Source organism: Shimia thalassica (genome assembly GCF_001458215.1).
Lineage (GTDB): Bacteria > Pseudomonadota > Alphaproteobacteria > Rhodobacterales > Rhodobacteraceae > Shimia > Shimia thalassica.
The window spans coordinates 2,055,727-2,081,719 of record NZ_CYTW01000001.1 but is presented as its reverse complement, the minus strand read 5'-3'; the positions used below and the strand labels follow the sequence as shown (position 1 = coordinate 2,081,719).

25 protein-coding genes and 1 tRNA gene are annotated in these 25,993 nt (G+C 56.8%); 14 read left to right on the top strand and 12 right to left on the bottom strand.

Going from position 1 to position 25,993, the window contains the following annotated elements; genetic code table 11:
• Nucleotides 1-47 precede the first annotated feature (47 nt).
• The 3 genes from PH7735_RS09415 to soxR form a co-directional block, all read right to left on the bottom strand.
• A complete protein-coding gene (locus PH7735_RS09415; RefSeq protein WP_058310989.1) occupies nucleotides 48-1,586 on the bottom strand; it encodes a trimethylamine methyltransferase family protein in 1,539 nt (512 codons plus the stop codon).
• Between the two features lie 233 nt (nucleotides 1,587-1,819).
• Nucleotides 1,820-2,989, bottom strand: coding sequence for a pyridoxal phosphate-dependent aminotransferase (locus tag PH7735_RS09410; RefSeq protein WP_058310988.1), 1,170 nt, complete (start codon nucleotides 2,987-2,989; stop codon nucleotides 1,820-1,822).
• A gap of 164 nt (nucleotides 2,990-3,153) precedes the next feature.
• Entirely contained in the window at nucleotides 3,154-3,624 is a 471-nt protein-coding gene (gene soxR, locus PH7735_RS09405) for a redox-sensitive transcriptional activator SoxR (RefSeq protein WP_058310987.1), read from the bottom strand.
• A gap of 78 nt (nucleotides 3,625-3,702) precedes the next feature.
• On the opposite strand from soxR, the gene PH7735_RS09400 reads away from it, so the two are divergent.
• The gene (locus tag PH7735_RS09400) at nucleotides 3,703-4,077 is read left to right on the top strand and encodes a VOC family protein (RefSeq protein WP_058310986.1); all 375 of its coding nucleotides are present in this window, start codon (nucleotides 3,703-3,705) and stop codon (nucleotides 4,075-4,077) included.
• A gap of 79 nt (nucleotides 4,078-4,156) precedes the next feature.
• On the opposite strand, the gene PH7735_RS09395 is transcribed toward PH7735_RS09400, so the two are convergent.
• Nucleotides 4,157-4,504, bottom strand: a complete 348-nt coding sequence (locus tag PH7735_RS09395; protein WP_058310985.1) for an MmcQ/YjbR family DNA-binding protein — start codon at nucleotides 4,502-4,504, stop codon at nucleotides 4,157-4,159.
• A gap of 224 nt (nucleotides 4,505-4,728) precedes the next feature.
• On the opposite strand from PH7735_RS09395, the gene cysS reads away from it, so the two are divergent.
• From cysS to PH7735_RS09375, 4 genes are read left to right on the top strand one after another with little or no spacing between them, the layout of a single operon-like run.
• A complete protein-coding gene (gene cysS / locus PH7735_RS09390; protein ID WP_058310984.1) occupies nucleotides 4,729-6,144 on the top strand; it encodes a cysteine--tRNA ligase in 1,416 nt (471 codons plus the stop codon).
• On the top strand, nucleotides 6,144-7,775 hold the full coding sequence (gene cimA / locus PH7735_RS09385) for a citramalate synthase (protein ID WP_058310983.1): 1,632 nt from the start codon (nucleotides 6,144-6,146) through the stop codon (nucleotides 7,773-7,775). Before cysS ends, cimA begins: the two co-directional genes overlap by 1 nt.
• 11 nt (nucleotides 7,776-7,786) lie before the next feature.
• Nucleotides 7,787-8,770 carry an alpha/beta hydrolase gene (locus tag PH7735_RS09380; RefSeq protein ID WP_058310982.1) on the top strand — a complete coding sequence of 328 codons (984 nt, stop codon included), beginning with the start codon at nucleotides 7,787-7,789 and terminating at the stop codon, nucleotides 8,768-8,770.
• Nucleotides 8,760-9,530: a squalene/phytoene synthase family protein gene (locus PH7735_RS09375; protein WP_058310981.1), complete on the top strand. Its 771-nt coding sequence runs from the start codon at nucleotides 8,760-8,762 to the stop codon at nucleotides 9,528-9,530. The genes PH7735_RS09380 and PH7735_RS09375 overlap by 11 nt, the downstream gene beginning before the upstream one ends.
• Before the next feature lie 29 nt (nucleotides 9,531-9,559).
• Here the strand turns inward: PH7735_RS09375 and PH7735_RS09370 are convergent, their stop codons facing one another.
• A complete protein-coding gene (locus PH7735_RS09370) occupies nucleotides 9,560-10,768 on the bottom strand; it encodes an MFS transporter (RefSeq protein WP_058310980.1) in 1,209 nt (402 codons plus the stop codon).
• Between the two features lie 224 nt (nucleotides 10,769-10,992).
• On the opposite strand from PH7735_RS09370, the gene PH7735_RS09365 reads away from it, so the two are divergent.
• The 4 genes from PH7735_RS09365 (at nucleotide 10,993) to PH7735_RS09350 (ending at nucleotide 14,910) form a co-directional block, all read left to right on the top strand.
• On the top strand, nucleotides 10,993-11,622 hold the full coding sequence (locus PH7735_RS09365; RefSeq protein ID WP_058310979.1) for a DNA-3-methyladenine glycosylase family protein: 630 nt from the start codon (nucleotides 10,993-10,995) through the stop codon (nucleotides 11,620-11,622).
• Nucleotides 11,619-12,287 (top strand): alpha/beta hydrolase, encoded by a 669-nt coding sequence (locus PH7735_RS09360; RefSeq protein ID WP_058310978.1) that lies wholly within the window; start codon nucleotides 11,619-11,621, stop codon nucleotides 12,285-12,287. The genes PH7735_RS09365 and PH7735_RS09360 overlap by 4 nt, the downstream gene beginning before the upstream one ends.
• Before the next feature lie 134 nt (nucleotides 12,288-12,421).
• Nucleotides 12,422-14,059, top strand: a complete 1,638-nt coding sequence (locus PH7735_RS09355) for a hypothetical protein (protein WP_145865290.1) — start codon at nucleotides 12,422-12,424, stop codon at nucleotides 14,057-14,059.
• 266 nt (nucleotides 14,060-14,325) lie between these two features.
• Nucleotides 14,326-14,910, top strand: coding sequence for an HNH endonuclease (locus PH7735_RS09350; protein WP_058311220.1), 585 nt, complete (start codon nucleotides 14,326-14,328; stop codon nucleotides 14,908-14,910).
• Between the two features lie 42 nt (nucleotides 14,911-14,952).
• On the opposite strand, the gene ocd is transcribed toward PH7735_RS09350, so the two are convergent.
• From ocd to rocF, 3 genes are read right to left on the bottom strand one after another with little or no spacing between them, the layout of a single operon-like run.
• Nucleotides 14,953-15,996, bottom strand: coding sequence for an ornithine cyclodeaminase (gene ocd, locus PH7735_RS09345; RefSeq protein WP_058310976.1), 1,044 nt, complete (start codon nucleotides 15,994-15,996; stop codon nucleotides 14,953-14,955).
• On the bottom strand, nucleotides 15,996-16,925 hold the full coding sequence (gene ctlX / locus PH7735_RS09340; protein WP_058310975.1) for a citrulline utilization hydrolase CtlX: 930 nt from the start codon (nucleotides 16,923-16,925) through the stop codon (nucleotides 15,996-15,998). Before ctlX ends, ocd begins: the two co-directional genes overlap by 1 nt.
• Nucleotides 16,925-17,848, bottom strand: a complete 924-nt coding sequence (rocF, locus tag PH7735_RS09335; RefSeq protein WP_058310974.1) for an arginase — start codon at nucleotides 17,846-17,848, stop codon at nucleotides 16,925-16,927. Before rocF ends, ctlX begins: the two co-directional genes overlap by 1 nt.
• Nucleotides 17,849-17,966: 118 nt before the next feature.
• Between rocF and PH7735_RS09330 the strand changes: the two genes are divergently transcribed.
• The gene (locus tag PH7735_RS09330; protein ID WP_058310973.1) at nucleotides 17,967-18,392 is read left to right on the top strand and encodes an Lrp/AsnC family transcriptional regulator; all 426 of its coding nucleotides are present in this window, start codon (nucleotides 17,967-17,969) and stop codon (nucleotides 18,390-18,392) included.
• A gap of 27 nt (nucleotides 18,393-18,419) precedes the next feature.
• On the opposite strand, the gene PH7735_RS09325 is transcribed toward PH7735_RS09330, so the two are convergent.
• Together PH7735_RS09325 and PH7735_RS09320 are read right to left on the bottom strand one after the other, a co-directional pair.
• A complete protein-coding gene (locus tag PH7735_RS09325) occupies nucleotides 18,420-18,896 on the bottom strand; it encodes a disulfide bond formation protein B (protein ID WP_058310972.1) in 477 nt (158 codons plus the stop codon).
• Nucleotides 18,893-19,471, bottom strand: coding sequence for a YqaA family protein (locus tag PH7735_RS09320; protein ID WP_058310971.1), 579 nt, complete (start codon nucleotides 19,469-19,471; stop codon nucleotides 18,893-18,895). The genes PH7735_RS09325 and PH7735_RS09320 overlap by 4 nt, the downstream gene beginning before the upstream one ends.
• A 189-nt stretch (nucleotides 19,472-19,660) precedes the next feature.
• On the opposite strand from PH7735_RS09320, the gene PH7735_RS09315 reads away from it, so the two are divergent.
• From PH7735_RS09315 to PH7735_RS09300, 4 genes are all read left to right on the top strand, one after another.
• On the top strand, nucleotides 19,661-20,245 hold the full coding sequence (locus tag PH7735_RS09315; protein WP_082645167.1) for a TRAP transporter small permease: 585 nt from the start codon (nucleotides 19,661-19,663) through the stop codon (nucleotides 20,243-20,245).
• A complete protein-coding gene (locus tag PH7735_RS09310) occupies nucleotides 20,242-21,594 on the top strand; it encodes a TRAP transporter large permease (RefSeq protein ID WP_058310969.1) in 1,353 nt (450 codons plus the stop codon). The genes PH7735_RS09315 and PH7735_RS09310 overlap by 4 nt, the downstream gene beginning before the upstream one ends.
• A 172-nt stretch (nucleotides 21,595-21,766) precedes the next feature.
• Nucleotides 21,767-21,852: transfer RNA gene (locus PH7735_RS09305), tRNA-Leu, on the top strand.
• Between the two features lie 190 nt (nucleotides 21,853-22,042).
• Nucleotides 22,043-22,780 (top strand): DUF6270 domain-containing protein, encoded by a 738-nt coding sequence (locus PH7735_RS09300; RefSeq protein ID WP_058310968.1) that lies wholly within the window; start codon nucleotides 22,043-22,045, stop codon nucleotides 22,778-22,780.
• 16 nt (nucleotides 22,781-22,796) lie between these two features.
• Here the strand turns inward: PH7735_RS09300 and PH7735_RS09295 are convergent, their stop codons facing one another.
• Both PH7735_RS09295 and PH7735_RS09290 read right to left on the bottom strand, forming a co-directional pair.
• Nucleotides 22,797-23,399 (bottom strand): nucleotidyltransferase family protein, encoded by a 603-nt coding sequence (locus PH7735_RS09295; protein WP_058310967.1) that lies wholly within the window; start codon nucleotides 23,397-23,399, stop codon nucleotides 22,797-22,799.
• Nucleotides 23,400-23,488: 89 nt separating this feature from the next.
• Nucleotides 23,489-25,906, bottom strand: coding sequence for a GcvT family protein (locus PH7735_RS09290; RefSeq protein ID WP_058310966.1), 2,418 nt, complete (start codon nucleotides 25,904-25,906; stop codon nucleotides 23,489-23,491).
• Nucleotides 25,907-25,993: the final 87 nt, after the last annotated feature.

The window sequence follows — 25,993 nt, the reverse complement described above, 5'->3', positions numbered from 1 at the left end:
ATGTTTTTGTCCGGATTTGAACTGTGTTTGTTAAGTCCGGACCTGGATTAAGGTTTGAGGTGGATGTTGAAGCGTTCGCGCAAGGCCTTATCCAGCGCGGGATCAAACCGCGCTCCGGACGGCTGCGAAAGAATCTCTTCTTTGCGCGCGATTGCCCTGTTATTGAGATCCGGCTTGCCGATTTCGTTCCATTCCTTGGGCGAAGACCGGTCCCCAAGCGTTGGATAGACATAGTCGGTTTCCATCCGTGCAAGGGTTTCTCTTGTGCCAAGATAATGTCCGGGCCCGCCAAGGCAGACTTCGCGCATCTGTGCGAGGGCGAGGGTGGTCTCGTCCACTTCGATGCCGCGCAACACGCGTTGTGCGTGGCCCAGCAAATCATCCCCCAGAATGAGGGATTCATGGCAGAACCCCAAAAGCGACGCATGCATGCCAACGGATTCATAGACCATGTTCAAACCGGCAACCCCGGCGAGAACGTTTGAGCACATCTGCTCCCATCCGGCCTGCATGTCGGGCAGTTTGGCATCGGTCATGCCCGCAGCCGCCCCACCGGGCAGCCCATAGAAATTGTGCATCTGGGCACACCCCGACGTCAGCAAGGCCTGTTCGCCGGACCCGCCGGTCATGGCGCCGGTGCGCAGATCAAGACCAAAGGGCCATGTCCCAAAGATCGCGGGGTGTCCGGGTTTGATCGCATTCACATAGACCAGACCGGCCAGACACTCTGCCGTGGCCTGTACAATCGCGCCCGCAACCGTGGACGGCGCGGTTGCGCCAGCCATACCGGCAGATAGCAAGAGAACGGGCATGCCGCCCGCAATACACTGTTCCATCACCTGACATGCTTCGGTCGCGAATTTCAGAGGAGGGACCACGAAGCAGTTGGAATTGCTGACAAAAGGACGGGCGCGCCATTCTGCTTCGCCGCCTGCAATCATGTGCAGCATTTCGAGGGCATCACCTACGAAATCGGGCTCGGTAAAAGAGGTGCCGATATGTTTGGTTGTGCCGGAAACCGTTGCGTAAACGGTGTTATAGTCCATTTCGCGGTTGTCCAGAATGTCGCGACAGACCATCGGGCGCTGCAAAAAGTGGATATTGTTCAGAACGTCGGTGATGCGGGCCGCATCGTGCAAATCCTGAACGGTTGATTCACGGTATTCACGTCCCTCGACGTCGACCATGTTCACGGCGGCGCCAGCGGTGCCAAAATGCACACGGGTTCCGTTCAGATGCAGGTCGTGCTGCGGGTCACGGCCGCATAGGGTGATGTCACGGCACGCCTTTCCAAGCGCGTCTTCCACCACAGCGCGTGGAAACCGGATACGGCCATCATCGCCCGCGATACATCCCGCCGAGACAAGACAATCGATCCCGCTTTGTGGCGCATCACACAGGCCAATGGTTTCAAGCGCTTCCAGAGCGGCTTCGTGGATTTGTTTAACCTGATCGTCGCTCAAGGGGCGGTATTGGCCACCGGACATGCCGGGTTTGATAGAGCGTGCTTCGGCAGCGACGGGGGCAGCTCGGGCAGCGCGACGCGCCGCGCGTCCGCCGGAACGGCGGGAAATTACATCAGTCATGTATTCTAAGGTCCTGTTTTGATTTCTGAAATGGTCGGTTCAGAGATTAAACAGAGGGGCGTCCTCGCGCGGCGCGGCCGCGTTCGGCTCCTATGGTCACGATGACCAATTTGATTTTGCTACGAATGCCCTGCATTTCGCGACTCCTGTTCACAAGGAATCTTTGCCCCAAAAATGAGACGTTTCTGGACCAAAAACGACAAATGGTCGTTTTTGGTCCAGATGCGGGAAAATCATGCAATTTTTGCCGCAAACTCACATAATTGCGTGAGGGCGCGCGCAAACGACTCGTCATCGACGGTCATGGCCACACGCACATGCCCCGCTGCAGACTGGCCAAAACTTTCGCCGGGCATAACGGCAATCAGATGTTCGTCCAAAAGACGGTTGGCAAAGTCTTCGCCAGACAGGCCCGTCGCGCGGATATCCAGCATGATGTACATCGCCCCCTGCGCGGGAATAAGACCGACCGTGTTCTGTCCGTCCAGAATGTCTTTTGCAATCAGGCGGCGACGACGGAAGGGCTCGGCGATTTTGTCTTCGAGATCCTGCCCTTGGTTCAAGGCAAAGTCAGCGGCATCCTGAATAAAACCGGCCACACCATAGGTCGTGTGGGTCGCAAGGTTAACAAGGTTTTCAATGGCGTCTTTGGGGCCGCAAATCCAGCCAACGCGGCTTCCTGTCATGGCGTGGGATTTGGACATTGAGCCCACCACCAGTGTGCGTTCGGCCATATCCGGCAGGGCGCGGGGCGACAAATGCGTGCCTTCCCAAACCTGCGTGTCGTAAACTTCGTCAGAGATCAGCCACAGTTCATGGTCCTTGCAAACCTGCGCGATGCCTTCCAGCGTTTCGCGGCTATAGACTGTGCCGGTGGGGTTGTTGGGGGTGTTGATCAACAGCGACGCCGCGCCTTTGGCCTTGGCGGCGATGTCTTCTGCGCGGGGCTGGAACGCATCTTCGGCGTGGGTTTGCACCGCTTTCGCAACCGCACCAATCCCGCGGATCGTTCCGGGGTAGGTGGCATAGTAGGGATCAAGGTACAGCGCGGTTTCGCCTTCATCACAAACGGCCAGATGCGCCGCAAACAGCGCGGCCTGACCTCCGGGTGTGATCATGATGTTTTCAAAGGTTGTTTCCACGCCTGTGCGCTCTTCAATGCGTTTGGCAACGTTTTCGCGCAAGGACTGGATGCCGGGCACCATCGCATAGCCGGTGTGGCCGCCTTTGGCTGCCTTATCCATCGCTGACAGGATTACCGGATCGGTGCGAATGTCATGCTCGCCAATAGTCAGCTCGATCACCGGCTGGCCTTCGCCCACCATGCGGCGGGCCTTGTAAAAGACGTCCCATCCGTCAGAGCCACCGCCCGTAATGTGGGTAATCCGATTGGAAAGCTGCATGTTCCGTCTCCCGTGATGCGTGTTGGTTTCCGGAAAGTGGTCAAAAGTTTCGGGCAGGGTCAAACGAAAAACCAAAGGCCGAAAATCTTTCGAATGCTATTCGGTAGGTTCCCGTCAGGGCACAGGGGGGCAGATCAGGTTTCGCCGAATATCATCAGGCCGCCCTAGTTGCCGGTTGGCGCGTCCCCCATCAGATACCGTGGTCCCGAGCCACGTTTGCGGGCCCTGTCTTCGGGATTGTAGAGCTTGCAGGTCTTGAGCGACAGGCATCCGCACCCGATGCAACCATCAAGCTTGTCCCGCAGCGCCTGCATCTGGTCAATGCGGGCATCAAGGTCCCGCCGGAACCGGGTCGAGATACGTTCCCAGTCGCGTTTTGTAGGCGTGCGCCCTTCGGGCAGGTTTTGCAGCGCCTGTTGGATCTCGGGCAGGGTAAAGCCCAACCCCTGTGCGATCATTACGAAGGACAGGCGGCGAATGTCGGATCGGTCATACCTGCGTTGACCACCCTCATTGCGCAGGGGGAAGACCAGCTTTTTCTCTTCGTAAAACCGGATTGCGGACGGGGCAAGACCGGTGCGTTCGGAAACATCCCCGATTGTCAGTCCGCCTTTGGAAAGAAAATTGTTAGGCATAGGAAAAAACCGTTTGACCTCAAGTTAACTTGAACAATTAGAACGGTTTCAACAGTGATTCAAGTGAAAGGAAATCTGATGAAACTGGAACACGTCAACATCACCGTCCCCGATCCCAAAGCCAGCGCTGCCATCCTGTGTGATCTCTTTGGATGGCACGTCCGCTGGGAAGGCGAAGCCAAAGACAACGGCTTTACCGTGCATGTCGGGGACGAGGACAGCTATCTTGCCCTTTATGCGCCCAATCTGGCGCTTGTGCCGACCGGAAATACCTATAGCCGGATTGGGGGCCTCAATCACGTTGGTGTCGTCGTGGAAGATATTGAAGTCGTTGAAGAAAAGGTGAAGCAGGCGGGATATACGCCGCACAGCCACGGAGATTACGAGCCTGGTCTGAGGTTCTATTTTGACGGGCCGGATGGCATTGAATTCGAGGTGGTGAGCTATGCGTAGATATGCCGAGAAAGTCGCGACCTGGGTCGTCAACGGGCAGGGCTATCCGATAGGTCGGGCAACCCGCGCCAGAATGTCTTCACTCCACTCGGGGCGCGAGGCTGGCCTGAAACTTTTTTGTCAGACCTGCCCGCACAGTATCGTATGACACCAAAATGCGGTGACGCAGTTCTTCTGCGTCGCCGCCAAACGGTATCAGGATCCAGCTTTTGTGAAAATAGGGGGCTTTGATGCCCACGTCGGCGTCAATCAGCATTTGCGCCGTTTCGATATTGGCCGTCTTTACGGAAACCCCGACGCCATTGGCCCCGATTGTTGCGAACATCTTGCCGCCGATTTTCCACGCGTCGTGCCCGCCGCCCCAAGGGTCGTTGCATTCCGCACCGGGCAAGGGCGCACAGATCTCATTTACCAGTTCACGCGACATGACCACAGCTTTTCACATGGCGATTGTCGTTGCAAGTTTGTCCGCTTGACCGCTGGCATCGTGCTGCCTATGGTCGGCGCCATGAACACTGTACGCACCATTATTATTTGCTGCATTCCCTGCTAAGACAACTTGGCGGGCCGTTCTTCTATTCCAAACATGACTTGAAGTTGTTAAGCCCGCCACGAGCATAACTGTGCCTTTTGGCCGCCCGAGGACGAGACATGACAACGATTAAGCTGCACAATTCGAAAACCCGAAAGAAAGAAGTTTTCGAGCCGATCGATGCCAACAATGTGCGGATGTATGTCTGTGGACCAACGGTCTATGACCGCGCCCATATCGGCAATGCGCGTCCCGTGGTGGTGTTTGATGTGCTCAACCGGTTGTTGCGCCATGTTTATGGCGAAGATCACGTCACCTATGTGCGAAATTTCACTGACGTTGACGACAAAATCAACGCCCGCGCCGCTGAAAGTGGACGCTCGATTGCCGAGATCACTGGCGAAACAACACAGTGGTTTCTGGATGATATGGCCGCCTTGGGCGCGCGTGAACCTGATCACATGCCCCGCGCGACGCAGTATATTCCGCAAATGGTCGAGATGATCGAAGGGCTGATCGCCGACGGGTATGCCTATGCCAAGGACGGGCATGTGTTGTTCCGTGTGCGGGCGTATAAACACTATGGCGCGCTGTCGGGTCGGTCGGTTGACGACATGATCGCGGGCGCACGGGTTGAAGTGGCCCCGTATAAAGAAGACCCGATGGATTTTGTGCTGTGGAAGCCGTCCTCGGATGATCTGCCCGGTTGGGACAGCCCATGGGGGCGGGGACGTCCGGGCTGGCATATTGAATGCTCGGCCATGGCCAAGGATCTGCTGGGCGAAACTTTTGATATCCATGGTGGTGGCAACGACTTGCAATTCCCGCACCATGAGAACGAAATCGCCCAAAGTTGCTGTGCCTCAGGCCATGCCGAAGACGGCGGCGGGTTCGCCAACTACTGGCTGCACAACGAGATGTTGCAGGTTGAGGGCAAGAAGATGTCCAAATCTCTGGGCAACTTCTTTACCGTGCGCGACCTGCTGGATCAGGGCTTTCCGGGCGAGGTGATCCGGTTTGTGTTCCTGTCGACCCATTACGGCAAGCCGATGGATTGGACCGCGAAAAAGGCGGCCGAGGCCGAGGCGACGTTGCGCAAGTGGCGGACGCTGACAGATGGCATTGAGCCATCGTCAACTCCGCCCAAACCAGTGGTGGACGCCTTGGCTGATGACTTGAACACTTCGTTCGCCCTCATGATTCTTCACGCAATTGCGTCTCGTACGCCTCTCCAAATGCTAGACATTGAAGGGCCCTCATTCTACTCACTCGAAGACTTCTTGGCAGGTGCAAAGCTAGTCGGCCTTCTGACCGATGAACTGGGAGAATGGGCCAAAGGCGTGGACCTTTCGGCTTATGAAATCCTGCTGGCCGACACTCGTGCCAAGGCAATGGAAACCAAAGATTTCTCGGACGTGGACCGGATCAAGACCGCCCTGATTGAGGCCGGCGTCGAAGTCAGAATGAGCAAGGCGGGCGTCGAGTTGTTGGCTGCGTTTGGCTTTGATGTGACCAAACTTGAGGGGCTTTTGTGATGACCAAAGAACGCCTCTATCTTTATGACACCACTCTGCGAGACGGCCAGCAAACCCAAGGCGTGCAATTCTCGACACCGGAAAAGGCGCAGATTGCTGCGGTTCTGGACGGGCTGGGCATTGACTATGTCGAAGGCGGCTGGCCGGGGGCAAACCCGACCGACAGCGAGTTTTTCGAGACCAAGCCCAAGATGGCCGCGACCTTTACGGCCTTTGGCATGACCAAACGCGCGGGCATGTCAGCCGAGAATGACGATGTTCTGGCTGCGGTGATGAATGCGGACACGCCAGCGGTCTGCCTGGTCGGCAAAACGCATGATTTTCACGTCGATACGGCCCTTGGCATCACGCTTGAAGAAAATACGGCAAACATTTCGAAAACAATGGAATATTTGGTTTTAAAGGGGCGTGAAACCCTGTTCGATGCCGAACATTTCTTTGACGGGTATAAATCAAATCCTGACTATGCCTTGGAAACTGTTTTGGCGGCTTATGCCGCTGGCGCGCGCTGGATCGTGCTGTGTGATACCAATGGCGGTGCTTTGCCCCGCGATGTGTATGAGACCACCAAGGCGGTGATCGCGGCGGGCATTCCCGGAACACATCTGGGCATCCACACGCACAACGATACGGAACATGCCGTGGCCAATTCACTGGCTGCCGTTGATGCAGGGGCCCGCCAGATCCAAGGCACCTTGAACGGGTTGGGGGAACGCTGTGGCAATGCCAATCTGACAACCCTGATCCCGACCTTGCTGCTAAAAGAGCCTTATGCCAGCAAATACGAAATCGGTGTATCTCTCGAGGCGTTGCAGGGGCTTACACGGGCAAGCCGGTTGCTGGACGATATCCTCAACCGCGTGCCGATGAAACAGGCCGCCTATGTCGGGGCCTCGGCCTTTGCGCACAAGGCGGGCTTGCATGCCAGTGCGATCCTCAAGGATCCGAGCACCTATGAACACGTTGACCCGTCGGTGATTGGCAACGAGCGCATCATTCCCATGTCAAATCAGGCGGGGCAGTCCAATCTGCGAAAACGCCTGTCGGATGCGGGGCTGCGCGTTGAAAAAGGCGATCCGGCTTTGGGACGTATCCTGAACCGGATCAAGGACCGCGAGGCCGAAGGCTATAGCTATGACACCGCACAGGCGAGCTTTGAGGTGTTGGCGCGTCAAGAGCTTGGCATGGCCGAGAGCTTTTTCGATGTCGAACGGTACCGCGTGATTTCCGAGCGCCGTCGCAACGCGCGGGGCCATCTTGTAGTTGAATCCGAAGCCGTTGTGACCGTGCAGCTGCCCAGTGGGCGGAAAATGACGTCGTATTTCAAAAATGAAGACGCGACCGAGATGAATGACGAGGGGCCGGTGAACGCCCTTTGGCAGGCATTGAGGCAGGATCTTGGGCCGTATCAGGACATCATCAATGATGTGCGGCTGGTCGACTTTAAGGTGCGGATCACCAATGGCGGCACCGAGGCCGTGACCCGCGTGATAATAGACTTTGAAGACGAAACCGGACGTCGTTGGGCCACTGTTGGCGTATCGGCCAACATAGTGGATGCCAGCTTTGAAGCATTGCTCGAGGCGCTGAACTGGAAGCTTTTGCGCGACGGAGCAGTGCGCGCAGCCTGAGGGGCAAACCAATGTGGAAGCAAGTGATCACCTTCGCGGCCATCAGTGTCGGGATTTCCGCAAGCATCGCCTTGGGACTTATCCTGTCGCAGCGCCCGGTAACGGATTTGCCCGAAGGCCCGATGTCTTTTGACGATGTGGCCACCGCCCCACGTCTGGCCAGCGCGCAACTGGTCAAGGACACGGCACGCGATGGCGCCACTTTGACGGCGTGGCATGTTCCGGCGCGCGTTGAAAACGCGCCGCTTCTGGTGCTTGTGCACGGATCGGGGTGGCACGGGGCACAGTTTGATCAATTGGCGGCGCAACTGGACGGCACCGCAGAGGTGCTGGCCGTGAACCTGCGCGGCCACTTCAACGGTCCCGGCACACGCGGAGATGTCGACTACCTTGGACAGTTCGAAGACGATCTGGCCGACGTGATCAAAGCCCGACGCCAGGACGGGCAAAAGGTCGTGCTAGCCGGTCACAGTTCGGGAGGCGGGCTTGTCGTGCGTTTCGCAGGGGGCGCGCATCGGGATCTGATTGATGCAGCCGTTCTGATGGCGCCGTTCCTGAAGTATAACGCCCCGACAACGCGCGAAAATTCCGGCGGATGGGCACATGTTCTGACCCGTCGTGTGATCGGGCTTTCGATGTTGAACATGGCGCGGATCAACGTTCTGGACCATTTGACGGTGATCCAGTTTGCGATGCCCGCGGAAATCCGGAACGGTCCCAAAGGGCACGAGGCGACATTGGCCTATTCGTGGCGGCTGAACCAATCCTTTGCGCCACGCGCCGACTATTTGGTGGATGTGGCGAAGCTGCCGGACTTTCTTCTTTTGGTCGGATCAGAGGACGAAAGCTTTGTTGCAGAGGGCTATGAACCCTTGATGTCCGAAGTGACGCAAAACGGGACCTATGTCGTTGTCGAGGGGGCCAATCATCTGGGCGTGGTGCACGCGGATGAAACCGTGGCCCGGTTGCGGGGATTCCTCGAAAATGTCAGATGATATCGCCGCCTGTGCAGAACTTGTTCATCGTGGAGACCCGGACAGGTTCGCCGCGATCATGGCGGCACAGCCCGCTGCGCGCGACATCCTGTTTCCCTTGTTTGCCTTTAATCTCGAGGTCGCGCGCGCGCCTTGGGTGACACAGGAAAGCATGATTGCAGAGATGCGACTGCAATGGTGGCGCGATGCGCTGGACGAGATCGGGCAGGGTGGTCAGGTCCGGCGTCACGAGGTTGTTACGCCGCTTGCTGACGTTCTGGATGCACCGGCATCGGTTTTGCTGGATGATCTTGTTCTGGCGCGACGATGGGATATCTACCGCGATCCGTTTGAGGATGACGCGGCCTTTGATGACTTTATCGACAAGACCTCAGGCAACTTGCTGTGGGTGGCGGTTCGGGCATTGGGGCAGGGCGATGAAAACGTGGTGCGCGACTTTGCCTACGGGGTTGGCATTTCAAACTGGCTGCGTGCCATTCCCGAACTGGAATCCCATCAACGTGTGCCATTGGTCGATGGCCGACCAGAAGCGGTTGCAGAATTGGCGGCCAAGGCTTTGGACCGTTTGCGAAATGCCCGCAAGGGACGCGCAAAGGTGGACAAATCCGCAGGTCAGGCGTTGCTCTGTGGCTGGCAGGCCGAAACCATTCTCAAGCAAGCGGTGAAATCTCCGGAACTTGTAAAAGAAGGGGCGTTGGGCGCAAGCGACTTTGCACAAAAGCTGGGTTTGGCGGGCCGTACCCTCACAGGCCGCTGGTGAGCCGTGATTGCCTTTGACAGGCGCGCTGCCTAGTCTTCTTCAGGACGCAGGACCAGCCAGATCAGTGCGCCACCGGCCAGCATCAGGAAAGGGGCCATCGCCAGATTGACCGAGGCCCATCCGGTTGCCGCATCCCCACCCGAGCAGTTCATCAATCCACCCGATGCGAGCGATGCAAAAGTCACCCCACCAAAGACAATCACATCGTTCATGCCTTGCATGCGGCCGCGTTCGGACGGCTCGTGCGCCCCGGCCAACATGGTTGTTGCGCCAATAAAGCCAAAGTTCCAGCCCACGCCCAACAGGATCAGCGCGATAAAGAAGTTCTCAAGCTCGACACCCTGCAACGCCACGGCCCCCGCACTGGCAAGGATCAAAAGACCCGCTGCAACGATCTTTTCTACTCCGAAACGCGCGATCAGGTGGCCGGTAAAGAACGACGGTACAAACATCGCCAAGACGTGCGCGGTCACCACGTCGGCGGCGCTGTTTTGTTCGAACCCGCATCCGACAACCGCCAGCGGGGTCGAGGTCATCACAAGGTTCATCAATGCATAAGACACCATCGCGCAGATCACGGCCACGGCAATGCGCGGCGTCTTGATCAGCTCCCAGCGGCTGCGTCCTTTGGGGGCGTCTTCGCTTGGGGCTTCGGGTGTGGGGATGTCCAGAAACAGGAATAGAGCCGAGCCAATGACGTTGATCACGATCACAGCCAGATAGGCCCCGAGAAACGGGATCACCATGGCCTGTGACGTCACTTTGACCAGCTGTGGTCCGATGATGGCAGATGCAAGACCGCCAGCCATCACATAGGAAATCGCCTTTGGGCGAAAGTCATCAGAGGCCGTGTCAGCCGCTGCAAAACGGTAAAACCCTTGCGCGCTCATATAGACGCCGGTCAAAAGACTGCCGAGCAGGAAGACGGGAAAACTGTTCAGATACAGACCATAAGCCCCGATCGCCGCGCCCAGCGCACCGCCCAGAGTGCCGACCATGAAACCGGCGCGCCGGCCATAACGCTGCATGAACGTCGACAGAGGTGTCGCAGTAAGCATCGATCCCACAACGATCAGCGATATCGGCAGCGTCGCGAAACAGATATTGGACGCAAGCGATTGTCCTGCAAGCCCACCAATGGTGAAAATCATGGGCATCTGCGCACCCAGAAACGCTTGTGCAAGCACAAGAATGATTACGGTGCGTTTGGCGCGGGTGTCATCAACGGCATGGATCATGCGAAATGGCTAGTCCCGTTTTCAGGGGAAGGAAAGAGGCGCGGGGACGATTTGTTGCGAAGTTACTTCACAATTTCACTAATCATTGAAATCTTTGCTCTGAGACCGGTTTCTAATCCGGCATCGTACACTGCACATGTTTACTTCTGACGGGACGCCGTTGCCGGGTTTGTATCTTGCCAGTCGGCTCTGGCTGTGGCTGTGTGGCCTGAAAGGAGATCCTTATGATCGGGCGCGTTATCGAAACATCAGACTGCGTCGCAGAAGGCGCTGAATGGCTGGTCGCACATGACCCGCGATTTGGGCCTGCGCTTGGGGCGACGGGGCCGTTGCCCTTGCGTTTGCGGCCTGACGGGTTTGCCCAACTTTTAAGCGCTATCATGAGTCAACAGGTCAGCGTTGCGTCGGCAAACGCGATCTGGGGCCGTTTGAAAGAGGCGCGTTTGACCGGCCCGCGCAAAATCATGTGGGCCAGCGATGACGAGTTGCGCGCGTGTGGTTTGAGTCGTCAAAAAATCCGCTATTCACGGGCTCTGGCAGAAGCGCGCATTGATTTCAAAGCCTTGCGTGATCTGCCCAGCGATCAGGTCATCAGGATCTTGACCGAAGTTCCGGGCATCGGAGCATGGACCGCAGAAGTTTATGCCATGTTCAGCTTGGGACGGGCAGACGTGTTTGCGCCGGGGGATCTGGCCTTGCAAGAGGCGGCGCGCATCCTGTTTGAAATGGACAAACGCCCTTCCGAAAAGGAACTGCGTCAAATGGCCGAAGACTGGTCGCCGTGGCGATCGGTTGCGGCGCGTGCGCTCTGGGCCTACTACAGAGTGGCAAAGGACAGGGAAGGACTCCGATGACTCGCGTTTTAACAACAGGCCGCAAAGAGCCAAAATCCGGCACCACCCGTTCCGTGGTGATTTTTCTGCACGGCTATGGGGCCAATGGCGCGGATCTTCTTGGTCTGGCCGACCCTCTGAGTGAACATTTGCCGGACACGCTGTTTCTGTCGCCCGATGCACCCGAAAGCGTTCCTGGTATGCCGTTCGGGGGATACCAGTGGTTCCCGATCCCTTGGATTGATGGATCGTCAGAAGAAGAATCGATGCGCGGCATGCAATCAGCCGTCGAAGACCTGAATGCGTTTCTTGATGCGGTGATGGTGGACGAGGATGTTTTGCCGGAACAGGTTGTCCTGTTCGGGTTCAGCCAGGGCACAATGATGAGCCTGCATGTGGCACCGCGCCGCGAAGACGAAGTTGCCGGTATTGTTGCCTTCTCGGGGCGTTTGTTGCATCCCGATCTTCTGGCCGACGAAGCGATCAGCAAGCCGCCCGTGCTGCTGGTTCATGGTGACGCGGATGACGTCGTACCGCCGCAATCCTTGCCGGAAGCCGCCGAAGCCCTTCAAAACGCAGGGTTCACGGATGTTTACGCCCACATCATGAAAGGCACCGCGCACGGTATCGCACCGGACGGTCTTTCTGTGGCTCTTGCCTTTATGCGGGACAAGCTCGGCCTGTAATTGCGTGGTATTTTGTGCACAATTGAAAGCCCAGATTGCAAAAACTGGGCTTTTTTCAAAATAGGTTTTCGCAGAAACCCGTTGATGACCCTATAAACATTTCAAACCAACGTTATTACAAAATGGAGTTCGATGTGGCCCCTTTTTCAAAAGAATTCATTAAGCAGGCCCGTTTTGCAGCCCCTTTGGGTGCATTGCTGCTCGGGGGCGCCAGTGCAACACAGGCGGTGTCCCAGCAATCTACCGTGCCGCTTCATAACCACCCGACGCGTATCTTCTCGTTTGAAACCGCCAACATGAATCCGGCAGGCACGATCGAGCTAGACGTTGGTACAATTCAAACCGACCCAAGCGGCGGTGTTGCAACGGGTAACCAGCTGTATTTTGGCGGTGGCAGCTATGCTCTGAATGATCGCTTCAGCTTTGGTCTGGATATCCATTCCTATCAGGATCCCACCGTTGACCCGATTAACGGCAGCTTCCCTGATTTCATCACCCATCTGGGGGCGCTCTGGGGCAAATACCAACTTTATGACAGCGGACGGGTTGCGATTGCGGCTCAAGCCTCGATTGAGAACTTCTTTACCCTCGAGTCCCAGCTTTGGGGCGGCAAAAGCAACAACGTACTGGCGGGGTCGATCAAGGCGCCAATCACGTTCCGCGCTTCCAACCAGCTGCAGTTTCACCTGACACCGTCGGTTTCGGTGTTTCCCGACACTGTGAACGGCGCGCAGTTTTATGGCACAATCGCGAGCATTGGCGCGGGTGTGAGCTATAAGCCTTCCGAGCGACTGGCGTTCTTTGGGTCGGTCGACACTCCAGTCAGCGGCGAAAACACCATTTCCAATACCGCCACCTATGAATCGACACCGGTATGGACCGTGGGCGGACGGTATAACGTATCTCCCAAGGTCGGGCTGGAAGGCTATGTCACCAACGGTGTTGGCTATACGCCCGCCACCAGCATTCTGACTCACTGGCCCGACGGGGACCGTGTTCTCGCAGGTTTGCGCCTTGTGTATACGCCGGGTGCGAACAAGCCCGATACCTATCGCGGCACACCGAACCCTGTAACACAGCATCAGGCCAACCTGCAAAAAGACGGCTTTACGCTTGGAACTGCGGATGTTCTGGAGCCCGGCACATTCCACTTTAGCGCTTGGGGCGGACAGGACAGTAACGCAGGTGGCCTGCTGTCGTTTAGCCCGGATCGTGATTTCGAAATCCAGCTGGCGTTTGAGCAATATTCGGACAACACAACTGCGCCAGGCGGGATCGTTCCAACAACCAAGCCCCGCTATATGGTGGGTCCAAAGCTGCGCTTTATGGATCAAAACAACGGTGATCCTTTCTCGCTGAGCGCGCGTATGTTGTACGGTCGTCAGATCGAGAGCGGCGTTGGCGGCATCGGGGTGTTCTTTGTTGACCTGCTTGGGTCCTACAAAGCCAACAGCCGGATGACTTTGAACGTCTCTCCCAAAGTTGCCACATGGGGTAATACCGAGTTGGCCGGACTGGGTCTTGGCCTGAACTATGCCGTGACCGAGGATCTCGAGTTGATCGGTGAGGTGACACCTGTCGGCATGGACAATGACGAGCCGACATGGGCGGCTGGCGTGCGTTATAACTTTGGCAACTCCGGATTTTCGGTGGATGCCAACGTAAGCAATGCCATAGGCCGTTTTGGCATTGGCACCATGATTGCGCAGGATGATCCACGGGTCACCATTGCACTGTCCAAAACATTTGGCACCAAGGGTGTGAAGTTCTAAACCCTTCTGAAGTCAATAAAACAAACAGGGCCGGCGCTTGAGAAAAGCGACCGGCTTTTTTGTATTCGCCCCTGATCCTGTGTCCGCCTCAAACACCAGCGCCTGTCATATGTGCGTTACGGAATCATCCTAGCTCTTTTCTTGCGTGCATATATCGTGAGGCTTGCCAGACGTAAGCCACGATATATAGTGAAAGATACAGGATGGGGCGGGAACCCGCCTCGATGCTCACAATCAGGCAGACGAGGCAGAGGACGACTCGCACTATGGACGGAGACTTCAGGACAGATTTCGTAAGGCAACCCGCCGGAGCCCGACATCACCCGGCGCTGGTGCTGAACGCAGATTACCGACCCTTATCTTATTACCCGCTTTCGCTTTGGCCATGGCAGGATGCGGTCAAGGCGGCCTATATGGACAGGGTCGATATCGTTGCGGAATATGACCATGTGGTCCGAAGCCCCTCGACCGAAATCAGGATCCCCAGCGTGGTTGTCCTCAAAGATTATGTAAAACCTCAAAGGCGCGTGGCATTCACGCGCTTTAATTTATTTTTGAGGGATGAATTTCGCTGTCAGTACTGCGGCAGCAAGGGGGATTTGACCTTTGATCACGTGGTGCCGCGTGCCGCGGGTGGTATTACCAGCTGGCAAAACGTAGTGGCGGCCTGCAGCCCCTGTAACCTGAAAAAAGGTTCGAAATCCCTGCGCAGGGCGGGCATGAACCTTCGCAAGCCCCCGCGCCAACCCAAATCGGAAGAGTTGCGCAACATGGGGCGCCGGTTCCCCCCGAACTATCTTCACGAAAGCTGGGTGGATTTCCTGTATTGGGACGCCGTGCTTGATGCCTAGATCATGTGAGTGGGGCAAATGTGGGGGCGGTGCCCCCACGTCCTAGCCTGCGCGTTGCAGCATACCGAACAGATCGCGTGGATCATCCGGATCGGCCAGCAGATCCAGATCATAATGGAACTCTGTATCGCGGACCTTGTCGCGCACATAGCGCAACGCGCTAAAGTCTTCGATGGCGAAACCGACACTGTCGAACAGGGTGATCTGGCGATCGCTGGTGCGGCCGTCCTTTTGCCCCAGAATAACCTGCCAAAGCTCGGTCACCGCGAAGTCATCGTCCATCTGCTGGATCTCGCCCTCGACGCGTGTTTGAGGCGGGAATTCAACAAAGACATCCGAGCGTTCAAGGATACCCTTTGCAAGTTCGGTTTTGCCAGGACAGTCACCGCCGATGGCGTTGATATGCACGCCGCTTCCGACCATGTTGTCGGTCAGGATCGTCGCGCATTGCTTGTCTGCGGTGCAGGTTGTCAAAATCTGCGCGCCCTCGATGGCTTCTTCCGGCGATGCGCAGATCACGGTTTCAAGACCGCTGCCCGCAAGGTTCGCAGCACATTTTTCCGAAGCAGCCCGGTCTTTGTCATATAGCCGGACTGTCTTGAGCCCGAGAATGGCCTTCATGGCGAGGCTCTGGAACTCGGATTGTGCGCCGTTTCCGATCATGGCCATTGTATCAGATCCCTTTGGGGCCAGATGCTTAGCCACCATTGCTGATGTGGCCGCCGTGCGCAGCGCGGTCAGGATTGTCATCTCGGTCAACAACACGGGATAGCCGGTATAGACATCTGCCAGCAGGCCAAAGGCCGTCACCGTTTGAAGACCTTCTGCTGTGTTCTTGGGGTGGCCGTTCACATATTTGAAACCATAGGCCTCGCCATCGGATGTTGGCATCAGCTCGATAACCCCCACATCGGAATGCGATGCCACACGCGGGGTTTTGTCGAACAGCTCCCAACGTTTGAAATCATCTTCGATATAGTCGGCCAGATCACGAAGCATCTGTTCCACGCCGATGTGGTGAATCAGGCGCATCATGTTGTCGACGCTGACAAAAGGGACGAGTGCTTTTTCGGAGGGGGTGTTCATCAGAGGCTCCTTTCGGTGCGACGGGTCAGATGGATGCCCGCCAGCATGCAGCGGACAGAGCCGCCTGCAGTTTCAATCGTGGGAATGTCCAGCGGCAAGGGCTGGGCTGTTTTTTCAATCACGGCCAATTGTTCGGGCCGCAGGCATCGCAGTGCACGCGAGGATAAAGCCAAAACGCGCCGGTCTCCGGTCAGCTCGATTGCGTTTCCTGCAAATTCGCCGATTTGCGCGTGGGTCAGATCGATGACCTGCCGCCCGCTTTCTTCGAGACGCTGGGCGACGGTGGCGCGTCGGTGCGCATCCACAATCATGTCCAGACAGATCTGGGCATAGTCCGTCCCGATGCCCATCAGCACATTGGTGTGATAGACATCTCTGCCTTGGGCGTCGCGCGCCTCAAAGGCGATGGGCTCATAGTTGAAATGGGTGCAAAACCGTTCCAGCAGAACAGGGTCGGCGCGGTTCGACTGGACCGCATAGGCAATGCGCCCAATATGATCGAGCACCATGGCGCCGGTACCTTCCAGCGCCAGCCCATCCTGTTCCAAGCCAGAATAATCAATCACATCCTGCACGCGATAGTCGCGTTTCAGCATTTCGATCACGTCGGTCCGGCGCTCCAGCCTGCGGTTGGGTGCAAACATCGGATAGATCGCGACATGCCCGCCGGTGTGCGTTGAAAACCAGTTGTTCGGAAAAACGCTGTCAGGTGTGGTTTTGCCCGTGTCGTCAAACACATGTACCCGAACGCCTGCTTTGCGCAGCACTTTTACGGCGATATCGAATTCTCCGCGCGCAGCCTCGGAAGTGGCCGTCGCCGTGTGGTTCGACAGGGTTTGAAATGCGTTGTCATCGCGCGTTTCCGGATTTGAACAGAAATGATGCGGGCGGATCATCACGACCGCATCTGGCGCCTGAAGCGTTTTCATCAATAGCTCCGCGTTGGACGATCAAAGATGCGACGGCCCAGCGCGCTTGCTGCCAGATCGACCATGACTTTTGCGGTACGTCCGCGTGTGTCGAGAAACGGGTTCAGCTCCACAAGATCCATGGATGTCATAAGCCCCGAGTCATGCAGCATTTCCATCACGAGGTGGGCCTCTCGTACGGTTGCGCCACCGGGAACGGTTGTGCCAACAGCGGGCGCAACATCAGGGTCCAGAAAGTCGACATCAAGGCTGACGTGCAGCATGCCGTTAACAGCAGCGACCTTTTCCAGAAACGCGGCCAGCGGGCGGGCGATCCCGTGTTCATCGATCTCGCGCATGTCGTGGCGATTGATCTGGCTGTTTTGCAGGGCGGCCCGTTCGGCGTCATCGACCGAACGCAGGCCGATGATGCAGATGTTTTCCTGTGGAACGGGATGCGGAACATCCGGAAACCCGTCAAAGCCTTTAACACCCGAGAAATAGGCCACAGGCGTGCCGTGAAGATTGCCGGAATCCGAACTGGACGGTGTGTGGTAATCACTGTGCGCATCAAGCCACAAAACAAACTGAGGACGGCCCACCTTGGCCGCGTGCTGTGACACGCCGCGCACTGTGCCGGCCGAAAGCACATGATCCCCGCCAAGGAAAATCGGCAATCCCTCGGACATGGCATCATTCGCCGCATCGCTCAGCGCTTTGGTCCAGCCAATGGTTTCGTTCAGCGCATGCAAAGGATGGTCCGGCGCGTCTTTGTCGTGTGGGGCAGGGAAGACATTGCCCTTGTCGATGACAGTGTGCCCAAGCGATGTCAGGCTTTCTTCGAGACCTGCCGTGCGATAGGCATCTGGCCCCATCAGACAGCCCCGACGCCGTTTGCCGGAATCCACCGGTGCTCCGATCAAGATACAGGTATTTGAGGTCATGTTTTGTCCGCCGCATTATGTGTCATCACAAAAATGATTTCGAAATGTGTTGATTTGCACCCCTCAAATTGTCCATTACGGGTGTGAATTGATCAAAGTGAACGGGTAAAGTTTCAAAATGGATGATTTGGATCGAAAATTGATTTCGGCACTACGGCACGATGCACGTGCGTCTTTGTCGGATCTCGCGATTCTTCTGGGCGTGTCGCGCACAACGGTGCGGGGCCGGATTGAACGCCTGCGCGAGCGGGGGGATATCGTCGGCTTTACCGTGGTATTGAAAGAGGATGCCCATCGAGACGCGGTGCGCGGTCTGATGATGATCGGCATCGAAGGGCGCGGCGCAGACCGTGTCACGCGTCAGTTGAGCGGATTGCCAGCCGTGCGCGCCATTCATTCGACGAATGGTCGTTGGGACATTATTGTCGAACTGGGAACGGCGACACTGGAAGAGCTGGATGATGTTCTGGGCCGCATCCGCAAGTTCGAAGGCGTCAGCACCAGCGAAACGAACCTTTTGCTGGCCACGCGCAAAGCAGGGTAAGGCGGGGTTCAGACCGCCTTACAGGCGTTAAAAGACCTTGCGGCCTTCTTTTGGTTGATGGGCCACCCAAATCCAGAGACCGGCCACAACCAGGGACCCAACCGCATTGAGGTTGGCCATTGTGATCCCGAAAATATCCCACGGAATTTCGTCACACAGCGCAACGCCGCCACCATCCATGCTCAACAGGTTAGAGGTGTCGAGCTGGCCGCGGCTGGTGCAGGATTCCGGCCCCAGCCACCATTTGCGTTCAATGCCAGAGTGATAAAACCCGACTAGCGATGTGGCCAGCGCGCTCAAACCCGCCAGATAGCACCAGACGCGATTGCCAAAAGCAAAGGCCAAGGCCCCAAAAAACGCCGCCACCCAATGGGGATAGCGCTGGTAGAAACACATCTGGCAAGGCGCGAGCCCCATGCCGTATTGAAAGAACCATGCCCCGAGGATCGAAAAAACTGAAAACCCGGTCAGGCAAAGAATCATAAAGCGGCGCGAAAGGATCATAGGTACCTCACCAACAGAAATCCGCCGAACAAAAGCACCAAGAAGATGGTGGTGACAAGCCCAAGACGTTTTTCGATGAAATCACGAATGGGTGAGCCGAATTTCCACAACAAACCGGCTACAAGGTAAAACCGGATGGCGCGTGCGATAATCGATGTAGCGATGAACACGCCCAAAGGCATACCAGTCCACCCCGACATGATCGTGATGACTTTGAACGGGAAGGGCGTGATGCCTGCACCCAGCACGGCCCAGAAACCAAAGTCGTTAAACCGCGTGTTGAACTCTGCAACAGCGTCGCCTTTGCCAAGGCTTTCCAGAATAGGTTGGCCAATTTGTTCAAAGGCAAAGGCGCCAATCGCATAGCCCAGCAATCCGCCCAAGACAGACGCCACCAATGCAACGGTCGCAATCAACCAGGCCCGGTTCGGGCGGGCAATGATCATCGGGATCATCAACACATCTGGTGGAATGGGAAAGAATGAGCTTTCCACAAAGCTTACAAGTGCCAAAGCCCAAAGCGCGTTGGGATGCTCGGCCAGACTCATGGTCCAGTTATAAAGTCGTTGTATCATCTCTCTCGTGCCTGCCTCGAGAAGGTTGGGGACAAAGCGGGGATGCCCCCGGATCACAGTCTTATCGAGGCTTTTCTCATGTTCCCCGAGAAAGGCAAAGCCCTGAATATGGGCACAAGACGGTTGCAGCCTTGGATGATCCCCCTGTAAACGCATAAAAACGCCAGTCGCGCACGGGTAAATTCGAAAATGGCACTCGCAAAACGAGCAGAACACACAGTGGGCCGCGTCATCGAGGCGGCATGCCGGTGGTTGGCCTATGGCGGTGGCCTTGTGTTAACGGCGATGGCTGTCATGACCGTTGTCTCGATTGTCGGACGTATGTTTACCGGTTACGGGCTGGGGCCGGTGCCCGGGGATTACGAGCTGGTCGCCAATGGCTGTGCCTTGGCGGTTTTCTCGTTTCTTCCGCTGTGTCAGTTGAAACGTGGACATGTCACCGTCGATATCCTGACCTCTCATTTGCCAAAGCGTGTGCAGGCCGTGCTGGGGGGTGTTGGGGATTGTCTGATTGCGATTGCCTCTGTCATCATCCTGCGCCAGCTGTGGCTCGGGTTCGGGGAAAAGTTCCCCTATGGCAGTGATGCGCTGCGCGATGCTTTGGGCATGGGCTATAAACCATTTTATCCCGAAACCACCTACGAGCTGCAAATCCCAGTCTGGATTCTCTACAGCGCTGCGCTGGTTGCGGCCGGTCTGTTTGTGATCGTTTCCCTTTACACGATATGGCGCAGCCTTAATTGGGTGCTGGACGGGCAGGAGGGCACGGTATGAGTGGTCTTTTGCTGGCGTTGACCGCCTTTGGCTTCATGTTGGTGGGTATTTTCCTGCGCGTTCCCATCGCGCTTGCCATGGCCATGACGGGCTTTTTCGGAAGCTGGTACGTTCTGGGCACGCCAAATGCGCCGATGGCCCAGTTGAAAACCATGACATATGAAACGTTTTCAACACAAAGCCTGTCGATTGTGCCGCTGTTCCTGCTCATGGGGCAGTTTGCAACGCGCACCGGTATGTCTGCGGCCCTGTTTCGCGCGGCCAGCGATTGGTTAGGCCACCGCAAGGGCGGGATTGCCATGGCATCGGTCGGGGCCTGCGCCGGATTTGGCGCGATCTGCGGCTCATCTCTGGCAACCGCATCGACAATGGGGCAGGTGGCCCTGCCGGAAATGCGCAAGCGCGGCTATTCCGATGCTCTGTCGACGGGGGTTTTGGCCGCTGGCGGCACGTTGGGCATTCTGATCCCGCCGTCAATCATTCTGGTGATTTACGCCATCATGGCCGAGCAGAATATCGTGAAAATGTTCATGGCTGCCCTGATACCGGGGCTTCTGGCGGCTTTGGGATATATCATCACCGTTGCGGTTTATGTGCGGCTGAGACCAGACAGCGCCACAACGGCGCCACGTGTCGGGTTTCGCGAAAGGCTGCGCACGCTTGGTGCGACATGGCCCGTGATCGTTATCTTCGGATTGACCATGGGTGGCATCGTCGGCGACTGGAACTGGGCCAAGCCGGGGCCACAGGCCCTGTTCACACCGAACGAGGCCGCGGCCTTTGGGGCGGTTGCGACCGCTCTATACGGCATTCTGGCAGGTCGGCTTGATCTGGAGGGCTTCAAAAGCGCCATTCTGGAAACGGCCAAAGCGACGGCCATGATCTTTTTCATTCTGCTGGGCGCAGAGCTTTTCAAAGGGTTCCTCGCATTGACGCGCGCGCCCGACCTTTTGGCAAATTGGGTGTCTCAGGCAGGGTTTGTGCCGATGATGGTGCTGGTCGTGATGTTGCTGGCCTATCTTGCGTTCGGCTGTGTCATGGACAGCCTGTCGATGATCCTGTTGACGGTGCCGATCTTTCTGCCCGTGATCGAAGTGCTGGACTTTGGCCTTGGTGCGGAACAGACCGCAATCTGGTTCGGAATTCTGGCATTGATCGTGGTCGAAGTCGGTCTGATCACCCCGCCAGTTGGGTTAAACCTGTTTATCATCAATGGCGTAGCGGGTGACATCCCAATGTCGCGCACCTATGCGGGCGTGGCGCCGTTTGTCGTTTCAGACCTGGTACGCGTGGTCATCTTGCTGCTGTTTCCATCGGTCACGCTATGGTTGGTCGCGGTGATGTTCTAGGCAGACTTGGTGACTTTCGGAAAAATGCAAAACCGTGCGTTTTCGATCTTTTCACTGGTGAAGTTTGCAGCTAAGTTCCGCGGCGTTGGCGAGGCGAACGGAATCTACTACGTCGCTGCAAATCGCATCAACACCTCGATGCAAGCCTTTGAACTCAAAGGACTGCTGAAGGGCCCAAGTGGCGGAATGGTAGACGCAGGGGATTCAAAATCCCCCGCCTTAACGGGCGTGCCGGTTCGAGTCCGGCCTTGGGTACCACTACTTTCCTTTAAAACAGTGGACAAAAGAACCGGTTTTACCCAAGTTCTGTGTGATCCGTTTTTCAGAGAAGGCTCTGTCTTGCAAAGCTGTCTCGCAAACAGGCACAAGTCATTGAATCCCAAGAAAGCGACGGGTATTTATGGCGTGTCTTATTGCAAATCACGCTTTTCGAATGGAAAGTCATTTTATGACCCAGTTCCCTGTTTATATATTAGGCAGTTGCGCAACACGTGATGCTTTTGACTTTGACTTTGCCAAAGATTTTGATTTGAAATCCTATCTTGCGCGGACCAGTTTTGCGTCTCTGGCTGGGAAGCCTCTTGTCGACACGGATATTCTGGACGGTATCCAGTCCTCTTTTCAAAAGCGCATGGTGCGGGCGGATATGGATAAATCCTTTCTGGCGTTGGCCGCGAATTATGCGTCCGGGGCTGTGGTGATTGATCTGGTGGATGACCGGTTTCGGCTAAACCTTTTCGAAGACGGCGCATCCCATACGCTATCGGCCGAGTATGGGAAGGTCGCCAAAAATGCGCGCTTCAAGCCTGAACGCGCGGTGTCGAACACCTCGATGGCCTACCGTGATCTCTGGGCGCAAGGATTGGCCAAGGTTGCAGCCGTTTTGAAGGCGAATAAGGGCATCAAGGTCTACGTGAACTGTTTGTATTTCGTCTTTCCGCAGGTGCCGGGGCCTTATAGTCAAGAGAGAATTGACAAGATGAATAGATATCTGGCCAAAGCCTATGATGCTCTTGAAACTACCTTCGGGGAAGAGGCGATGATCCGCTATCCGGCGGATCGCATAACGGTGGATCCGGACCACAAGTGGGGATCCGCCCCGTTTCATTACTCTGAAGAGACCTATCGGTATTTCGTGGATGAGCTTAGGCGGCGGATGGCGGCGAACCTCGCGAAATCTGCATAGCAAATTCCGGCTTGGGCTATTCCGTGCTGGATTGGGTGCGGTGCCAAGAATCCCATGCTTCAGGGGTGTCCAGGTCCAGAACAGCGTGTTGTCCGGCAAGGGGTATTCGGTGCAACACGTCCCGTGACGTCGCGATCACAGACTTGGCACCCTGATCGCCCGTCAGTTCCGTCAAATCATCGAAGACTGTGTTCGGAAATATGACCGGATGGCCGGGGCGGCCGTCTTCTGATGTGGCCTGCAATATGCTGTCGTCGGGAAGGTGTGCCCATTCTGTTGCCAGATGCGCCAGATCAGGCGCCGTGAGCTCTGGCATATCCGCCAGTACAACCATCGCTGCCGTGCAGGTCTCGGGCAACGCGGCCACGCCGGCGGCCAAGGAATGGGCCATGCCGCGCGCGGCGTCTTTTGCGATGATGGTGGCGATGGGCAGGTCGCTTATCATTTTGTGGCGGGTCGTGTCATGCGGGGCCAACACCACACAGACAGGAAACCCTGTTCCCAGTGCGCGTTGGGCCATGGTGCGCAACAAGGGCGCGCCTTCGACCACTTCGGCCAGCTTGTCACGACCACGCATCCGCGATGATTTTCCCGCGGCCAGGATGAGAATATTGAGCATGACGGCTCCAAATGAAAACACCTGTCACAGCCCCCTGAAAAGGGCCACAACAGGTGCATTTTGCCAAACTCATCGCCAAGGGGGAAGGATTATCCCCGCATGCGGGATCCGTCCTCGTCAAACAGCGGGGTTGTGATCAAGCGGGCCTTGCACATGGAGCCGAGAATTTCGATTTCGACCTCAAGCCCTTCAACGGCGCGATCTGTTGGGACGAACCCCTGCGCGATGGATTTTTGCGCATGGTGGCTGTATCCGCCCGACGTGCAAAAGCCCACAACCGCCCCGTCGAGCCAGATCGGCTCATAGGCGTTGACGTCGGCGTCCACCGCATCAACTTCAAATGCGCAAAGCTTGCGGGTCGCACCGGCGTCACGTTCGGCCTCTGCCGCGGCGCGACCGATAAAGCTGGTGTTTTTCTTGAAGCTGATGAAGCGGTCCAGACCGGTTTCTGCCGCTGTATAGTCAGGCGAAAACTCGGACAGCCATGACCCAAAGAACTTGTCCAGACGCAAGGACATCATGGCCCGCATGCCAAATGGCTTCATGCCATGCGGCTGTCCCGCGGTCCACAACACGTCCCAAAGGGCACGTTGAGAGGGCAGGTCACAGTAAATCTCATATCCAAGATCACCAGTGTAGGACACCCGCTGCACAATACAGTCCGCCATGCCAACCGTCATGCGCCGCACGTCCATGAATTTCATGTCGCTGATGTCTTGCCGTGTGCAGGCCTGAAGCACATCACGCGCCATTGGGCCGGCGATCTGAAACCCGTTGCGGGTGTCGGAAATGTTTTGCAGGGCGACACCGTCATCTAGATTCTGCTGGAACCAGCGCATGTGATAAGACTGGCTTCCATAGGACGCGGTCAGCTGGAACTCTGTTTCACTGAGACAGGAAATCGTGAAATCCCCGATCAGGCGCCCCTTGGGAGAGAGCATTGGCGTCAGGGACAGGCGTCCCGGTTTGGGAACGCGTCCGGCCATAATGCGATCCAGCCACGCACGCGCGCCTGCGCCACTGACAAGGTATTTGCCAAAGTTGTGCGTCTCGTTGATGCCGACAGCCTCGCGCACCGCCTTTACTTCGCGGGCGGTTGCCTCGAACGCATTCGAGCGGCGGAAAGACGGGGTTTCGAAACGTGGCTCGTCGCCTTCCGCGAAATAGTTCGCGACCTCAAGCCCGTATTGTGCGCCCCAGACTGCGCCCATGTTGTCAAAGATGTCGTACATCGGCGTGGTGCGGAAGGGGCGCGCAGCGGGCAGTTCTTCGTTCGGATAAGAGACCGAGAAGCGCTTTTGGTAATTCTCGATGACTTTGGGCAGGGTATAGCCGGGTGTGATCCAGTCGCCAAAACGGGCGATATCCATCGCCATCGTGTCGCGTTCGCATTCACCTTCGACCATCCATTGGGCAAGCATCAAGCCGACGCCGCCCCCTTGGGAAAAGCCCGCCATAACACCGCAAGCCGACCAATAGTTGCGCATACCCGGCACTGGCCCAACCAGCGGGTTGCCGTCAGGGGCAAAGGTGAAGGGGCCGTGGATAGACGATTTGATGCCTGCGGCTTCCAAAGCGGGGAACCGTTTATAGGCAAAGTCGATCGAATCTTCGATTTTGTCGAAATTGTCGGGCAGCAATTCGTGCCCGAAATCCCAGGATGTGCCTTCCACCGCCCAGGGCTTACAGGGTTGTTCATAAAAGCCGATACAAAGACCGCGCCCTTCCTGACGCAAATAGCTTTCGCCGGCGGGGTCCATCACATGCGGGTGTTCGCCGCCACCATCAATGATTTCGGCAATCATGGGCACCTCATCCGTCACCAGATAGATATGCTCCATCGGGTGCAGAGGCATGTAAACGCCTGCCATTGCCCCCACTTCGCGCGCCCAGAGACCGCCCGCATTGACGATATGCTCGGCGTGGATCGTGCCCTTGTCGGTCACAACATCCCATGTCCCATCGGGGCGCTGGTTGGTTTCCTTGACCATACAGTGGGTTTCAATTGTTGCGCCCCCCATACGCGCGGCCTTGGCATAGGCATGCGTGGTGCCGGACGGGTCAAGGTGACCATCAAGCGGATCATACAAGCCCCCGATGATGCCGTCCGTATTGGTGACAGGGGCGATTTTCTTGATTTCTTCCGGTGTGACGATTTCGGTATCAAGGCCCATAAACCGGTGCTTGGCGCGCTCGGCAACCAGCATGTCGAACCGTTCCTGATTGTCTGCCAGCGTCACGCCGCCCACATGGTGCAACCCGCAGGACATGCCGGTGATTTCTTCCAGCTCTTTATAAAGCTTGATTGTATAGCCCTGAAGGGCCGCCATATTGGTATCGCCGTTCAGCGTATGAAATCCACCTGCCGCGTGCCACGTTGATCCGGATGTCAGCTCTGACCGCTCCAGAAGCATCACATCGGACCAGCCCAGCTTGGTCAGGTGATACAGTACGGAACAGCCGACAACTCCGCCGCCGATGACGACTACGCGCGTGGTGGTTTTCATATAAGCACTCCTAAATTGTTGGGGCGAGTTTGGCAGGAAAGTTCCGGTCGGCGTGTCACTTTGCGACAAAAGGTGTCGCTTGTGGGG

Bases quoted from the DNA above. Each gene is read 5' to 3' on its own strand.
- PH7735_RS09415 (WP_058310989.1), bottom strand. From the start codon at position 1,586: ATGACTGATGTAATTTCCCGCCGTTCCGGCGGACGCGCGGCGCGTCGC.
- PH7735_RS09410 (WP_058310988.1), bottom strand. From the start codon at position 2,989: ATGCAGCTTTCCAATCGGATTACCCACATTACGGGCGGTGGCTCTGAC.
- soxR (WP_058310987.1), bottom strand. From the start codon at position 3,624: ATGCCTAACAATTTTCTTTCCAAAGGCGGACTGACAATCGGGGATGTT.
- PH7735_RS09400 (WP_058310986.1), top strand. From the start codon at position 3,703: ATGAAACTGGAACACGTCAACATCACCGTCCCCGATCCCAAAGCCAGC.
- PH7735_RS09395 (WP_058310985.1), bottom strand. From the start codon at position 4,504: ATGTCGCGTGAACTGGTAAATGAGATCTGTGCGCCCTTGCCCGGTGCG.
- cysS (WP_058310984.1), top strand. From the start codon at position 4,729: ATGACAACGATTAAGCTGCACAATTCGAAAACCCGAAAGAAAGAAGTT.
- cimA (WP_058310983.1), top strand. From the start codon at position 6,144: ATGACCAAAGAACGCCTCTATCTTTATGACACCACTCTGCGAGACGGC.
- PH7735_RS09380 (WP_058310982.1), top strand. From the start codon at position 7,787: ATGTGGAAGCAAGTGATCACCTTCGCGGCCATCAGTGTCGGGATTTCC.
- PH7735_RS09375 (WP_058310981.1), top strand. From the start codon at position 8,760: ATGTCAGATGATATCGCCGCCTGTGCAGAACTTGTTCATCGTGGAGAC.
- PH7735_RS09370 (WP_058310980.1), bottom strand. From the start codon at position 10,768: ATGATCCATGCCGTTGATGACACCCGCGCCAAACGCACCGTAATCATT.
- PH7735_RS09365 (WP_058310979.1), top strand. From the start codon at position 10,993: ATGATCGGGCGCGTTATCGAAACATCAGACTGCGTCGCAGAAGGCGCT.
- PH7735_RS09360 (WP_058310978.1), top strand. From the start codon at position 11,619: ATGACTCGCGTTTTAACAACAGGCCGCAAAGAGCCAAAATCCGGCACC.
- PH7735_RS09350 (WP_058311220.1), top strand. From the start codon at position 14,326: ATGGACGGAGACTTCAGGACAGATTTCGTAAGGCAACCCGCCGGAGCC.
- ocd (WP_058310976.1), bottom strand. From the start codon at position 15,996: ATGAACACCCCCTCCGAAAAAGCACTCGTCCCTTTTGTCAGCGTCGAC.
- ctlX (WP_058310975.1), bottom strand. From the start codon at position 16,925: ATGAAAACGCTTCAGGCGCCAGATGCGGTCGTGATGATCCGCCCGCAT.
- rocF (WP_058310974.1), bottom strand. From the start codon at position 17,848: ATGACCTCAAATACCTGTATCTTGATCGGAGCACCGGTGGATTCCGGC.
- PH7735_RS09330 (WP_058310973.1), top strand. From the start codon at position 17,967: ATGGATGATTTGGATCGAAAATTGATTTCGGCACTACGGCACGATGCA.
- PH7735_RS09325 (WP_058310972.1), bottom strand. From the start codon at position 18,896: ATGATCCTTTCGCGCCGCTTTATGATTCTTTGCCTGACCGGGTTTTCA.
- PH7735_RS09320 (WP_058310971.1), bottom strand. From the start codon at position 19,471: ATGATACAACGACTTTATAACTGGACCATGAGTCTGGCCGAGCATCCC.
- PH7735_RS09315 (WP_082645167.1), top strand. From the start codon at position 19,661: ATGGCACTCGCAAAACGAGCAGAACACACAGTGGGCCGCGTCATCGAG.
- PH7735_RS09310 (WP_058310969.1), top strand. From the start codon at position 20,242: ATGAGTGGTCTTTTGCTGGCGTTGACCGCCTTTGGCTTCATGTTGGTG.
- PH7735_RS09300 (WP_058310968.1), top strand. From the start codon at position 22,043: ATGACCCAGTTCCCTGTTTATATATTAGGCAGTTGCGCAACACGTGAT.
- PH7735_RS09295 (WP_058310967.1), bottom strand. From the start codon at position 23,399: ATGCTCAATATTCTCATCCTGGCCGCGGGAAAATCATCGCGGATGCGT.
- PH7735_RS09290 (WP_058310966.1), bottom strand. From the start codon at position 25,906: ATGAAAACCACCACGCGCGTAGTCGTCATCGGCGGCGGAGTTGTCGGC.